The sequence below is a fragment of the Mesorhizobium abyssinicae genome (assembly GCF_049887195.1).
In the GTDB taxonomy this organism is placed as follows: domain Bacteria; phylum Pseudomonadota; class Alphaproteobacteria; order Rhizobiales; family Rhizobiaceae; genus Mesorhizobium; species Mesorhizobium abyssinicae.
Map to the genome: position 1 here is coordinate 1 of NZ_JARAKC010000043.1, position 12,182 is coordinate 12,182.

At 66.5% G+C, this 12,182-nt stretch carries 12 protein-coding genes; 10 read left to right on the forward strand and 2 right to left on the reverse strand.

Annotated features, from left to right (window positions below):
* The first annotated feature begins 431 nt into the window (after positions 1 to 431).
* From PU724_RS32700 to PU724_RS32715, 4 genes are read left to right on the forward strand one after another with little or no spacing between them, the layout of a single operon-like run.
* Positions 432 to 1,985 carry a DUF4153 domain-containing protein gene (locus PU724_RS32700; protein ID WP_354425915.1) on the forward strand — a complete coding sequence of 518 codons (1,554 nt, stop codon included), beginning with the start codon at positions 432 to 434 and terminating at the stop codon, positions 1,983 to 1,985.
* Between the two features lie 3 nt (positions 1,986 to 1,988).
* Positions 1,989 to 2,681 carry a response regulator gene (locus PU724_RS32705; RefSeq protein WP_354425913.1) on the forward strand — a complete coding sequence of 231 codons (693 nt, stop codon included), beginning with the start codon at positions 1,989 to 1,991 and terminating at the stop codon, positions 2,679 to 2,681.
* Positions 2,669 to 4,261: an ATP-binding protein gene (locus tag PU724_RS32710; protein ID WP_354425911.1), complete on the forward strand. Its 1,593-nt coding sequence runs from the start codon at positions 2,669 to 2,671 to the stop codon at positions 4,259 to 4,261. The genes PU724_RS32705 and PU724_RS32710 overlap by 13 nt, the downstream gene beginning before the upstream one ends.
* Before the next feature lie 30 nt (positions 4,262 to 4,291).
* Positions 4,292 to 5,458, forward strand: coding sequence for an NAD(P)/FAD-dependent oxidoreductase (locus PU724_RS32715; protein ID WP_354425909.1), 1,167 nt, complete (start codon positions 4,292 to 4,294; stop codon positions 5,456 to 5,458).
* Between the two features lie 286 nt (positions 5,459 to 5,744).
* Here the strand turns inward: PU724_RS32715 and PU724_RS32720 are convergent, their stop codons facing one another.
* The gene (locus PU724_RS32720; RefSeq protein WP_354425907.1) at positions 5,745 to 6,170 is read right to left on the reverse strand and encodes a GNAT family N-acetyltransferase; all 426 of its coding nucleotides are present in this window, start codon (positions 6,168 to 6,170) and stop codon (positions 5,745 to 5,747) included.
* Positions 6,171 to 6,316: 146 nt separating this feature from the next.
* Here PU724_RS32720 and leuD point away from each other — a divergent pair, with 146 nt between their 5' ends.
* From leuD to PU724_RS32750, 6 genes are all read left to right on the forward strand, one after another.
* The gene (gene leuD, locus PU724_RS32725) at positions 6,317 to 6,922 is read left to right on the forward strand and encodes a 3-isopropylmalate dehydratase small subunit (RefSeq protein ID WP_127285506.1); all 606 of its coding nucleotides are present in this window, start codon (positions 6,317 to 6,319) and stop codon (positions 6,920 to 6,922) included.
* Between the two features lie 72 nt (positions 6,923 to 6,994).
* On the forward strand, positions 6,995 to 7,930 hold the full coding sequence (locus tag PU724_RS32730) for a hypothetical protein (protein ID WP_354425905.1): 936 nt from the start codon (positions 6,995 to 6,997) through the stop codon (positions 7,928 to 7,930).
* A 314-nt stretch (positions 7,931 to 8,244) separates the two neighbouring features.
* A complete protein-coding gene (locus PU724_RS32735; RefSeq protein WP_354425903.1) occupies positions 8,245 to 8,628 on the forward strand; it encodes a RidA family protein in 384 nt (127 codons plus the stop codon).
* 54 nt (positions 8,629 to 8,682) lie between these two features.
* Positions 8,683 to 9,033 (forward strand): VOC family protein, encoded by a 351-nt coding sequence (locus PU724_RS32740; RefSeq protein ID WP_354425917.1) that lies wholly within the window; start codon positions 8,683 to 8,685, stop codon positions 9,031 to 9,033.
* Positions 9,034 to 9,633: 600 nt separating this feature from the next.
* Complete coding sequence (gene leuB / locus PU724_RS32745; protein WP_354425901.1) at positions 9,634 to 10,737, forward strand: 3-isopropylmalate dehydrogenase; 1,104 nt, start codon at positions 9,634 to 9,636, stop codon at positions 10,735 to 10,737.
* Positions 10,738 to 10,741: 4 nt separating this feature from the next.
* Positions 10,742 to 11,227 (forward strand): GNAT family N-acetyltransferase, encoded by a 486-nt coding sequence (locus PU724_RS32750; RefSeq protein WP_354425900.1) that lies wholly within the window; start codon positions 10,742 to 10,744, stop codon positions 11,225 to 11,227.
* Here the strand turns inward: PU724_RS32750 and PU724_RS32755 are convergent.
* A complete protein-coding gene (locus tag PU724_RS32755) occupies positions 11,217 to 11,927 on the reverse strand; it encodes a DUF805 domain-containing protein (protein ID WP_354425899.1) in 711 nt (236 codons plus the stop codon). The two genes, PU724_RS32750 and PU724_RS32755, sit on opposite strands and share 11 nt — an antisense overlap.
* Positions 11,928 to 12,182: the final 255 nt, after the last annotated feature.

A 12,182-nucleotide genomic window follows, 5' to 3' on the forward strand; every position in this document is an offset into this window, starting at 1 on the left:
CGCATCGCCAGAAACGTCCTCCAGGCAGCCGATGCCGACAAAGTCCCCATCAGCCACCGCATCAAGAAATGCGCCTGGAACGACGACTATCTCATCCAGGCGCTAACCCATATGCGATAGCCCTGCCGTGAACGGGGAGACGATGGCGGCAGCCAGATGAGGGGCAGCGCCAACGTTCGAAGCGATTTGCCCTGCACGAAATCTGCAAATCATTGCTGAAAATCTCAGGCGGCCCGCCCCGCCTTCTCCTCGCCCGCTTGCGAGACAGGCCGCATGCAGACACGCGAAAATCCCCGTTGGTCCCTGCCTTACCGGCTGCGCAGCGATGGCTGGTGGCTGGCCCCGAAGGCGCGGCCGACCGCGACGCTGTTGCCATTCGTCCTCAGATCGCCGCCGCGCCACGCCCCGGCCAAAGCGAGGAAAACCCGCTCATGACAGATATCCTCGGGCCGGCGCCGAGCTACTGCCGGCGCTTCGGCGTCGCCGTCCTGCTGGTCGCGCTGGCGGACTTTTTCTTCTATGGCCAGCCGGCCGGCATCACGTGGTTCCTGTTCGGCATCGTGCTCGCCGCCGCGGTTGCGGCCCTCAATCCCCTGTCCCTCGCTTCCAACGACCGCTGGCTCTGGATCACGCCGGCCGCCCTGCTCTGCGCGCTGCTGCCGCTGGTCGAGAATGTCAGTCCGCTCTCGGTCTCGGTCGCGCTGGCGGCAATGGCGGTGTTCGCGCTTTCGCTCGCCGGGCGGCTGCGCTCCTGCGTTGCCCGCATCGCCAGGCAGCTCTTGGCCTTCGTCATCGCCGCGCCGTTCCGCTTCGTGGGCGACTTCCTGCGCTGGCGCAAGGCGGCGCGGCGCCATGGCCGGCGGCGCATCCGGCTGGCGGCGATCGCCGTATGGGCGATGCCGCTCGGCCTCGGCCTCGTCTTCCTCGCCTTGTTCGGCGCCGCCAATCCGGTCATCGAATACTGGTTCTCGCTGATCGACCTTTTTGCACTCCTCAACCTGATCCAGCTGCCGCGGCTGATCTTCTGGCTCGCCGTGCTCGCCGGCGTCTGGGCCTTCCTGAGGCCGCGCCTGCCGCGCTTCCTCCGCCGTCTGCCTCGGCCGGCGCGGCCTGTTCGCGTCGAACCGGCGGCGCCGGCAAGGACGGCAATCGAGGACATCCTCTTCGGCAAGGCGGCGATCCTGCGCGCGCTGGTGGTGTTCAACCTCCTGTTCGCGATGCAGACTGGGCTCGACGCCACCTATCTGTGGGGCGGAGTGGCGCTGCCGGACGGGCTGACCTACGCGGCTTACGCGCATCGCGGCGCCTATCCGCTGATCGTCACCGCGCTGCTTGCCGCCGGCTTCGTGCTGGCGGCGCTGAGGCCGGGCAGCGAAACCTCCGGGGATCCGCTGATCCGCCGGCTGGTCTATGCCTGGGTGGCGCAGAACATCGTGCTGGTCATCTCCTCGATGCTCAGGCTTGACCTCTATATCGGCATCTATGCGCTGACCTATCTGCGCATCGCCGCATTCGTCTGGATGGGGCTGGTGGCGGCGGGCTTGGCGCTGATCATCGCCCGCATCGCGCTCGGAAAATCCAGCGAATGGCTGCTCTCCGCCAATCTTCTGACGCTATCGGCGACGCTTTATGCGTGCTGCTACGTCAACTTCGCAGCAACGATCGCCAACTACAATGTCGACCATTCCCTCGAAATGACCGGGCAAGGCGTTCCGCTGGACACGCAGTATCTGCGCTCGCTCGGCCCGGGCGCGTTGCCAGCGCTCGACCGGTTCCTCGCGCACCAGGCGAGCGCGCCCGCTACCGATGAGCCCTGCCGGCGCGACCTCGCCATCGCGCACGCTGGGGACGAGGCCGCTTACCGCGCCGAACAGAAAAACTGGCGCGCTTGGAGCTTTCGCGACTGGCGGCTCATCCGCACTCTCGACAAAAGAGGCCCGCTCGTGGTTCCTCAGCCTTCGCAACCTTCCGTGCCGGGCCGCTGATCGATGCCGCATCAAATCCTCGTCGCCGATGACGATCCGCATATCCGCGAGATCATCTGCTTCGCGCTGGAAAAGGCCGGCATGAGGACGCAAGGCGTCGCCGACGGCGCGGCCGCCCTGCAGGCGGTCGAGCGCCGCGCGCCCGACCTCGTCGTGCTCGACATCGGCATGCCGGAGATGGACGGGCTGGAAGTGTGCCGGCGGCTGAGGCAGACCTCCGATGTGCCGGTGCTGTTTCTGTCGGCGCGGGATGAAGAGATCGACCGCATCCTCGGGCTGGAAATGGGCGGCGACGACTATGTGACAAAGCCGTTCAGCCCGCGCGAGCTGGTCGCCCGCGTCAACGTCATCCTGCGGCGGGCCCGCCCGGTTGCGGCCGAGACCGACGAGCGGCAGTTCGCGCATGGCCGGCTGGTGCTGACGCCGTCCAGCCACGGCGCCAGCTTCGACGGCCAGCCGCTGGCGCTCACCTCGATCGAATTCTCGATCCTGAAAGGATTTCTCGCCCGCCCCGCGCATGTGCTTGCCCGCGAGACGGTGATGGCCAATGCCTATGCCGCCAACATCCATGTCTCGGAGCGCACCGTCGACAGCCATATCCGCAACATCCGCGCCAAGCTGGCGGCGGCCGGCTGCACCGACGCGATCGAGACGGTACACGGCGTCGGCTTCCGGCTCGGCCGATGCGGCGGCTGAATTCCCGGGACTGGATCGGCAAGAAATGGCGGCCGCGCCTGGCCACGGTGGTGGTCGCCATCCTGATCGTGGTGATGGCGCTGCCGCTGGTCGGCCTGTTCTTCTTCCGCCTCTATGAGAACCAGCTGATCCGCCAGACCGAGGCGGAACTGATCGCGCAAGGCGCAGTGCTGGCCGCCATCTATGCCGAGGATGTGCGCGCGGCGGGGATCGCGCCGGACAAGCTTGGCGGGCCGGTGGCAGTCGACGCCGACCGGAGCGCCAGCACGAACGAGCCGTACCAGCCGGTCGAGCCGCGCCTCGACCTTGCCTCCGACACTGTGCTGCCGACGCGGCCCGCCCCGGTCGCGGCAATCGCCGATCCGGCCTTCGCGGCAATCGGCGCGCGGCTCGCCGGCATCCTCACGCAAACGCAGAAGACGACGCTGGCCGGCTTCCGGCTGCTCGATCCAAGAGGCGTGGTCATCGCCGGGCGCGAGGAGATCGGGCAGTCGCTGGCCGATGTCGCGGAGGTGCGCGCAGCACTTGCCGGCCGCTACGCCAGCGCGCTCCGGCTGAGGATCCCCAACCAGCCGGCGCCGCCGCTCTATTCGGTCAGCCGCGGCACCAGGGTGCGGGTCTTCGTCGCCCTGCCGGTCGCGGTCGAAGGCCGGATCGCCGGCGTGGTCTACCTGTCGCGGACGCCGAACAACATCGTCAAGCATCTCTATGGCGAGCGCGGCAAGGTGACGCTCGCGGCGATCGCGATTGTCGGCGGCACGCTGCTGATCGGGCTGGTCTTCCTGCGCACGGTCAGCCGGCCGATCTACGGGCTGATCGAGCGCACCAAGCGCATCGCCGCCGGCGACCGCGAAGCGATAGAACCGCTCGACCATCACGGCACGCGCGAGATGGCCGAGCTGTCCGCCGCCTTCCTCGACATGGCGCAAAAGCTGCAGGCGCGGTCCGACAGCATCCAGACCTTCGCCACCCATGTCTCGCACGAGCTCAAATCGCCGCTGACGGCGATCCAGGGCGCAGCGGAACTGCTGCGCGATTCCGGCGAGGCGATGGACGAGGCCGAGCGGAAGCGGTTTTCCAACAATATCGTCACCGACGCCGGGCGGCTCAATCTGCTGGTCCGCCGCCTGCTCGAGCTGGCGCGCGTCGAAAACCTCGCGCCCAGCGGCGAAAGCACGTCGCTCGATGCGGCGCTGGCGCTGCTGCCCGCGGACACCCGGCTCACGGTCCGCGTCGAGGCCGGCGGCGGGACCGGCCTGCGCATCTCGGTCGAGAACGCGGCGATCGTGCTGGCCAATCTGATCGACAATTCGGCGCGGCATGGCGCCAGCCTGGTCTCGATCTCCGCCACGAGCGCGGCGGAACGGGCGACCATCCTGGTCAGCGATGACGGCGCCGGCATTTCGCCGAGCAACCGCGGCAAGGTGTTCGAGCCGTTCTTCACCACTCGGCGCGAGACCGGCGGCACGGGAATGGGCCTCGGCATCGTGCTGGCCCTCCTGAAAGCGCATGATGGCACGATCAGGCTGGTTGACAGCGAGCGCGGCACGCGCTTCGAGATCAACCTGCCTGCGGCGTGAAGGATGCCACTGGGCGGAGCGGAGACAAAAGTGCGTTACGACATCGTCATCATCGGCGGAGCCATCGTCGGGTCATCGGTCGCTTACTATCTGCGGGAGGAAGGCTTTACCGGCTCCATCGCGCTGGTCGAGCGCGATCCGCAATTTTCCCATGCGGCGACGACGCTCTCCATGGCCTCGATCCGCCAGCAATTCTCGATCCCGGAAAACATCCGCCTGTCGCAGTTCACGCTGAAACTGTTCCGGCGGCTGAAGGAGACTTTCGGCGCCGATGCCGATATCGGCTTCCGCGAGGGCGGCTATCTCATCCTGGCCGGCGAGGCCGGGCTGCCGATCCTCAAGGCCAATCATGCGGCGCAGATCGCCGAGGGTGCCGACATTCTGCTGGAGGACGCCGAGCAGCTGACGCGCCGCTTCCCCTGGCTGTCGGCCGAGGGCATTTCCGCCGGCGCCTATGGCCGCAGCGGCGAGGGCTGGTTCGACGCGCATGCGATGCTGATGCTGTTCCGCAAGGCGCTGCGCGACAAGAAGATCGATTTCATCACCGCCGATGTCACCGGCATCGCGCGGCAGGGCGACCGCGTCACCGGGGTGAGCTTCGACAATGGCGAGACGCTGGAAGCGGGCATCGTCGTCAACGCTGCCGGCCCGAATGCCGGAAAGGTCGCGGCTTTTGCCGGGCTCGTGCTGCCGGTCGAGCCGCGCAAGCGCAACGTCTTCGTCTTCGAGGCGCGCGAGAAATATGCCGACATGCCGCTGCTGGTCGATCCCAGCGGCATCTATGTGCGGCCGGAAGGCTCGGTCTACCTCACCGGCGGCGCCGAACCGGAGGAAGGCGATCATGCTCCCGATCCCGCGGATTTCGACGTCAACTGGCCGCTGTTCGAGGAGGTGATCTGGCCGACGCTGGCGACCCGCATCCCCGCCTTCGAGGCGATCAAGCCGACGCGCGCCTGGGTCGGCCACTACGACTACAACACGCTCGACCAGAACGCGGTGATCGGGCCGCATCCGGAGGTCGGGAACTTCCTCTTCGCCAACGGCTTTTCCGGCCACGGCCTGCAGCAGGCGCCGGCGGTCGGCAAGGCGCTCTCCGAGCTGATCGTGCATGGCGGCTACCGAACGGTGGATTGCTCTGCGTTCGGGTACAGCCGGGTGGCCGAAGGGCGGGCGTTCCGGGAGTTGAATGTGATTTAGTGTTGAAGTTTCTCTTCGACGCTGGCGGGACAGCGCCCCCCTCTGTCCTGCCGGACATCTCCCCCACGAGGGGGAGATTAGCAGCTTCGCCGAACGTGCCATTCCTGCGACGTTGGTGATTGGCGAAAGCCGGCGCGACATCTGATCTCCCCCCATGTGGGGGACATGCCCGGCAGGGCAGAGGGGGGCGCGAAGGATCGCGACGTTTGCTTGGGCTCAATCCTTTCACGGCGGGTGGGCAGAACCCTTGCCGGTCTCAAGCAGGCCTTCAGGGTCGCCAGAAAGATCAGCCCTTGCGGGAGAACCAGAAGGCGTCCGGCATGCGCGCCGTGCCGATGCGCTCGTAGAAGCCGACAGCGTCCGGCATCGAGATCAGGCTGATGGCGACGGCGGGACCGAGCTGGCGGCGCGCCTCGTCCATCAGGCCCTTGCCGACGCCGAGCCCTTGCGCGGATCGGGAAACGGCAAGCTCGGAAATGTAGCAGACCCAGGCGAAGTCGGTGACGCCGCGCGCGACGCCGATCAGCGGCTTGCCCTCTGTGTCGAGCCGCGCCGTCAGCACCAGGTTGGCGTTGCCGAGCATGGTCGTCAGCCGGGCCTCGTCGTCGACGGGGCGCGTCTCGCCGAGGCCGGATTCCACCAGCACGTGGCGGAACTCGGCGACGTCGAGCGCCGGCTCGCTGGCATAGAGGACGCGGGAAGGGTCGGTCATCGACGCCAGACTGCACCAAGGGGCCAGGATTTCGAAGTCTTTTCTGACCGTCGATCCGCGCACGAACAGTTGCCTTTCATTTGCCGCCGGCTTTGTGTAAACCGTGCGCCAGCAAATCCCCCGCAACGAAAAACGGGCAAAAGCCAATGGATAAATTCACCAAGCTGACCGGCGTCGCCGCGCCGATGCCGATCGTCAACATCGACACCGACATGATCATCCCCAAGGATTATCTGAAGACGATCAAGCGCACCGGGCTCGGCACCGGCCTGTTCGCCGAGATGCGCTACAAGGAAGACGGCTCGGAAAACCCCGACTTCGTGCTCAACAAGCCGGCCTATCGCAAGGCGCAGATCCTGGTCGCCGGCGACAATTTCGGCTGCGGCTCGAGCCGCGAGCACGCGCCGTGGGCGCTGCTCGATTTCGGCATTCGCTGCGTCATCTCGACCTCGTTCGCCGACATCTTCTACAACAACTGCTTCAAGAACGGCATCCTGCCGATCACCGTCAGCCCGGAAGACCTGGACAAGTTGATGGACGACGCCTCGCGCGGCTCCAACGCCACGCTGTCGGTCGATCTCGAGGCCAAGGAAATCCGCGGGCCGGATGGCGGCGTGGTCACGTTCGACCTCGACGACTTCAAGCGTCACTGCCTGCTCAACGGGCTGGACGACATCGGCCTGACCATGGAGAAGGCCGGCGCTATCGCCTCGTTCGAACAGAAGAACGCCGCGCAGCGCCCCTGGGCCTGATCGTCTGTACTGAATGGTTAAGCCCGGCCACGACAGGCCGGGTTCGTGCTGCGGCTGAACGGAGGGACAGTCATGACACGCTCGCTTCTGGCCGGTGCTTGCGCGCTGGCGGTGATCCTGCTGCCGATGGCGGGCGCGCATGCCCAGACCGACCCGGTGCTGGTGCCGGCCGACGATGCGTCCGGCGGCGCCGCCGACCAGGGCGCGTCGAGCACCACCGATGCGGCGCCGGCCGACGAGGACAAGCAGGCGCCGATCCCGTTCGAGGGCGGCCAGTTCACCATCACCCAGCAGGAAGAGTATGGCGAGAAGGTGCTGGCCTATGACGGCAAGCAGCTCGCCGACAATTACGACGTCTTCTTCGACAAGATTGTCGAGGTCGGCGGTGTCAAGGTCGCGCTGTTCGATGTCGGCGATGGCGGCAATCAATGCGGTCCGGCGAGCGTCATCGCCTGGAAGCCGGAAGGCGGCGAGATCCAGACCACCACCGTCGAGCAGGACGAATGCGGCGCGCCGCCGGCCGCGGTCTCCGACAGCGCCATCTACTATGTGCCCTTTCTGCTGCCGGGAGAGACGAGAGCGGCGCTGCAATGGTCGCCGACCGAAGGGCTGACCACCTCCGGCAACCTCACCTACACGCCGGAATCCGGCACCGACTGGAAGGATGTCGACCCGTCGAAATACGACAACATCATCGACGCCTTCCACAACGAGGCGGTCTACAAGGCGGCGCAGGCGGTGCTCGGCGACACCATGCCCGACATGGCGACCAGCCTGCTGGTCGGCGGCGGCACCGAAAAGACCGCGTCGGGCGCCTTCTACGCCACCGGCTGCGTGCCGCATGATTGCGGCGGCAATGACGGCTTCATGGCGGTCGACCCGGTCAAGCACATGGTCTATTTCGCGCGCCGCGGCGACAATGGCGAGCCGCAGGGCTGGCCCGACCTGAAGACGTGGCCGGCGGATATCAAGAAAGCGTATGACGACGCACAGGGGTCGGGGAATTAGGGGTTCGCGACGGCGCGGCGCGTGAGCGCCTTCTGCTTCGCCGCGATCCTTCGCGCCCCCCTCTGTCCTGCCGGACATCTCCCCCGCGAGGGGGAGATTGGCTGTTTCGGCGCCCCCGCTTGTTTTGCAACGCTGGTGGTTGGCGAAAACCGGCCTGACATCTGATCTCCCCCCAAGCGGGGGAGGTGGCCGGCAGGCCAGAGGGGGGCGCTGGCCCGCCAGCATCAAAGTTTTGCACCGCCAATCGATGCTCCCTGGCTCACGACCGGATCGCCCGTCTGCTTTAGGATAACCGCAACAACTGCGAGGTTTGCATGCGCACACTCATCTCCACCGGCTCGCCCTTCGAGAAAACCGCCGGCTATTCGCGCGCGGTGGTGCAGGGCAACTGGTGCTTCGTCTCGGGAACCACCGGCTATGACTATGCCACCATGACCATGCCCGACACGGTCGAGGCGCAGACGCGCAATTGCCTCGCCACCATTGCAAAGGCCCTGGCCGACGGGGGCTTCGAGATGGCCGATGTGGTGCGGGCGCATTACTACATCACCGACCAGGCCTATGTTGACGTGGTGTTCCCGATCCTCGGCGAGGCGTTCGGCGATATCCGGCCGGCGGCGACGATGATCGTCTGCCAGCTCAACAAGCCGGAGATGAAGATCGAGATCGAAGTGACCGCGCTCAAGCGCACGGCCTGATAGCGGTCACCCAAGACAGGGCAAGGGCTTGCACAAAGCGAGGATCAGCCGATGGTGAAGGTCAAGCGCGTCGTCGCCAACATCGCCACGCAGGATACCGCCGCTGCGCAGCATTTCTATCAGGACGTGCTCGGGCTCGATGTTTTGATGGACCGAGGCTGGATCGTCACCAGCGGCTCGGCCGAGACGATGACGGTGCAGATCAGCTTCATGACCGAGGGCGGCTCCGGCACGCCGGTGCCTGATCTCTCGATCGAGGTCGACGACGTCGACGAGGCGCTGGCGGCCATGCGCAAGGCCGGCTTCGCCATCGAATACGGCCCGGCCGACGAGCCCTGGGGCGTGCGGCGCTTCTTTGTGCGCGACCCGTTCGGCCGGCTGGTGAATGTCCTTTCGCACCGGTAGGCGCGCCGCTATTCCAGCTTGGGTTTCTCGCCCCACACAGCGGGCTATGGCATGCACGCATTTCCAAGCGGCTGGTTTTTGCGATAGCGTGCATGGCAGCTTGGCGCATGGATTGTCTAATGTAGCGCTGGTCGACCCCCACTCCGTCTCGGCTTCGCCGAGCCACCTCTCCCCCGATCGACGGGGTAGAGGAAAGACGCCAGGCCTTTTGCCGTCAACGCTCGTCCAGCAATGCTCCCTTACTTTCCCTCCGGAGGGGGAAAGGTGGCGCTGCGAAGCAGCGACGGATTGGGGGAACCACGGGGCAATCAAGGCTCGGCCGATCAGTCACGCCACTCACAGAAGATGCGTGCATTCCCTAGACGTGGGGAGAGGTGGCTCGGCGAAGCCGAGACGGAGCGGGGGCAGCCCCCTACGAAGACCCCCCTCTCCGTCCGCTTTTCGGCCACCTCTCCCCCGCCTCTGGCGGGGCGAGGAACCCAGTTCCTGCAGGGCCGGCAGGTGCAAGGGGCGTCGCGGCCTTCTGCATCCCCTTGCGTACGGACCACTTGGCGTTTAGCAAGGCCGCGGTTTCTCCAAACACTATCGGGACGGTTCTCCATGGCTTCGAAAAATCTCCTCCTGCTCGCCGGCGACGGCATCGGCCCCGAGGCCATGGCCGAGGTGAAGAAGCTGATCGCGGCCATGAACGAAAAACTCGGCAGCGGCTTCGTCACCGACGAGGGGCTGGTCGGCGGCTGCGCCTACGACGCGCATGGCGCGGCGATCTCGGATGCCGACATGGCAAAGGCGATGGCGGCGGATGCCGTGCTGTTCGGCGCCGTCGGCGGGCCGAAATGGGACAAGGTGCCTTACGAAGTGCGCCCCGAGGCCGGACTCTTGCGCCTGCGCAAGGACATGGAGCTGTTCGCCAATCTGCGTCCGGCGATCTGCTACCCGGCGCTTGCCGCGTCCTCCTCGCTGAAGCAGGAGGTGGTCGAGGGCCTCGACATCCTGATCGTGCGCGAGCTGACCGGCGGCGTCTATTTCGGCGAGCCGAAGCAGATCATCGATCTCGGCAACGGCCAGAAGCGCGGCATCGACACGCAGGTCTACGACACGTTCGAGATCGAGCGCATCTCCGGCGTCGCCTTCGAGCTGGCGCGCACGCGCAAGAACCACGTCACATCGATGGAAAAGCGCAACGTCATGAAGTCCGGCGTGCTGTGGAACGAGGTGGTCAGCCAGACGCATCAGGCAAAATATTCAGACGTCAAGCTCGACCATATGCTGGCCGACGCCGGCGGCATGCAGCTGGTGCGCTGGCCGAAGCAGTTCGACGTCATCGTCACCGACAACCTGTTCGGCGACATGCTGTCCGACATCGCCGCCATGCTTACCGGCTCGATCGGCATGCTGCCGTCGGCCTCGCTCGGCGCGCCTGACGTCAAGACCAAGAAGCGCAAGGCACTCTACGAGCCGGTGCACGGCTCGGCGCCCGACATCGCTGGCAAGGGCATCGCCAACCCGATCGCCATGATCGCCTCCTTCGCCATGTGCCTGCGCTATTCCTTCGGCATGGTGGCCGAGGCCGACAAGCTCGAAGCGGCGATTGCCGCCGTGCTCGACGACGGCCTGCGCACCAAGGACGTCATGTCCGAAGGCATGACCGAGGTCGGCACGGTTCAAATGGGCGACGCCATCATCGCCAAGTTCCTGGGCTGATCCCGTGGCGGTCGACGTCCGCTGGGCGACGACCGAAGACGCGGCGGCGCTCGCCACCATCCTGTGCGAGATGGCGGCGCATTACCGGCAGGCGCAGCTCGATCACGACCGGGCGCTGGCTGCGGCTCGGCAGTGGCTTACCGATGAAAGCCCGGCCTACCCGCATTTCGCGCTGGCTTTCGCCGGCGGCGAGGTTGCCGGCCTGGCTTCGGTGGCCATCGCGCATCCCGGCATCGATCTCGAACGGCTGATGTTCCTGAAGGATCTTTTCGTGCGCGAAGGCGCCCGCAACCAGGGCGCCGGCCGCGCGCTGGTCGCTTTTCTCGCCGGTCATTGCCTGAGCCACGGCATCGGCCGCATCGACCTGACCACCGAGGACTGGAACGACGGCGCGCGGCGCTTCTACACGCAGCTCGGTGCCGAGCGCCACGGCCAGAAGATTTTTCTCCGGTTGTCGGGCGAGGCGCTGAAGACGGCCGCTAAATCCTGACGCCCTGCGGCACCGGGCCCCACTGGTTCTCGCGGGTTTGCGTCGGGATCAGCGCGAAGACCAGCGTCGCGAGGCCGCCGATCGTCGGGATGAAGCAGAGGATGGCGAGCCAGCCGGTCAGGCCGATGTCGTGCAGACGGCGCACGATCAGGCCGATCCAGGGCGGGATCGACGCCAGGATGAACAGGCCGCAAAGGCCGACCGTCATCGCCGGCATTTCCTGTCCGGGCTCGAGATCGCCGACTGAAGCGTCGGCGGCGAGGCCGATGGCGACGACCGCGAGGACGCTGATGGTCCAGAACAGGCAGAAGGCCCAGAATTCCTTGCGGCGGGCGCGGTCGGCGAAGTTGAAATAGTTTCGCGTCACCGCCCGCCAGAAATAGTCCCACAGACCGGTGGACTGAGCGGGGCCTGCGTCGGCCGCGCGGCCGAAATGCTGTGCGGCCGCCGGCCTGAGGGCGGCTTGCTGCGGCGGCGCGGCGGCCGGGGCGGTGGCGCCTGGGGAGGCCGAGGCCTGTGGGCGGACCGAGTAGACGTTGCGCGCCTGGCCGCGATCCGGCTGGAACTCGACCACAGCGCCCCTGGCCAGCGAGGTCTCGCGGCGCATGTCCTCGCGCGCGAAGCCGTAGCGGTTGCCGTCGGCTCCGGTGAGGAAACCAAAACCCTGGTCCTCGTCATAGTGCAGAATTTCGCCGCGCATGGCCTTGCCCCCAAAGTTGCGCCTTGCCCAGACTGTTCAAAGTCGACGCGGATCGCAAGAGGCATGCCGGACATGGTGAGAATCGTTTCAGGTCTGCCTCCCGTTCCTTTGCCTATCCGAGGTGGGCGCCTCACCTGCCTGCCGGCATCCTTGTAACTTGTCCCTTGCCGACTCTGCTATTGCAGCAGGTGCGGTGGCGGACGAGAGACCGGAGCATCTTTGGGCCTTGAAGCCCGTGGGAGAGCGAGGGTCATC

Bases quoted from the DNA above. Each gene is read 5' to 3' on its own strand.
- PU724_RS32710 (WP_354425911.1), top strand. From the start codon at position 2,669: ATGCGGCGGCTGAATTCCCGGGACTGGATCGGCAAGAAATGGCGGCCG.
- leuD (WP_127285506.1), top strand. From the start codon at position 6,317: ATGGATAAATTCACCAAGCTGACCGGCGTCGCCGCGCCGATGCCGATC.
- PU724_RS32705 (WP_354425913.1), top strand. From the start codon at position 1,989: ATGCCGCATCAAATCCTCGTCGCCGATGACGATCCGCATATCCGCGAG.
- PU724_RS32755 (WP_354425899.1), bottom strand. From the start codon at position 11,927: ATGCGCGGCGAAATTCTGCACTATGACGAGGACCAGGGTTTTGGTTTC.
- PU724_RS32735 (WP_354425903.1), top strand. From the start codon at position 8,245: ATGCGCACACTCATCTCCACCGGCTCGCCCTTCGAGAAAACCGCCGGC.
- PU724_RS32720 (WP_354425907.1), bottom strand. From the start codon at position 6,170: ATGACCGACCCTTCCCGCGTCCTCTATGCCAGCGAGCCGGCGCTCGAC.
- leuB (WP_354425901.1), top strand. From the start codon at position 9,634: ATGGCTTCGAAAAATCTCCTCCTGCTCGCCGGCGACGGCATCGGCCCC.
- PU724_RS32730 (WP_354425905.1), top strand. From the start codon at position 6,995: ATGACACGCTCGCTTCTGGCCGGTGCTTGCGCGCTGGCGGTGATCCTG.
- PU724_RS32700 (WP_354425915.1), top strand. From the start codon at position 432: ATGACAGATATCCTCGGGCCGGCGCCGAGCTACTGCCGGCGCTTCGGC.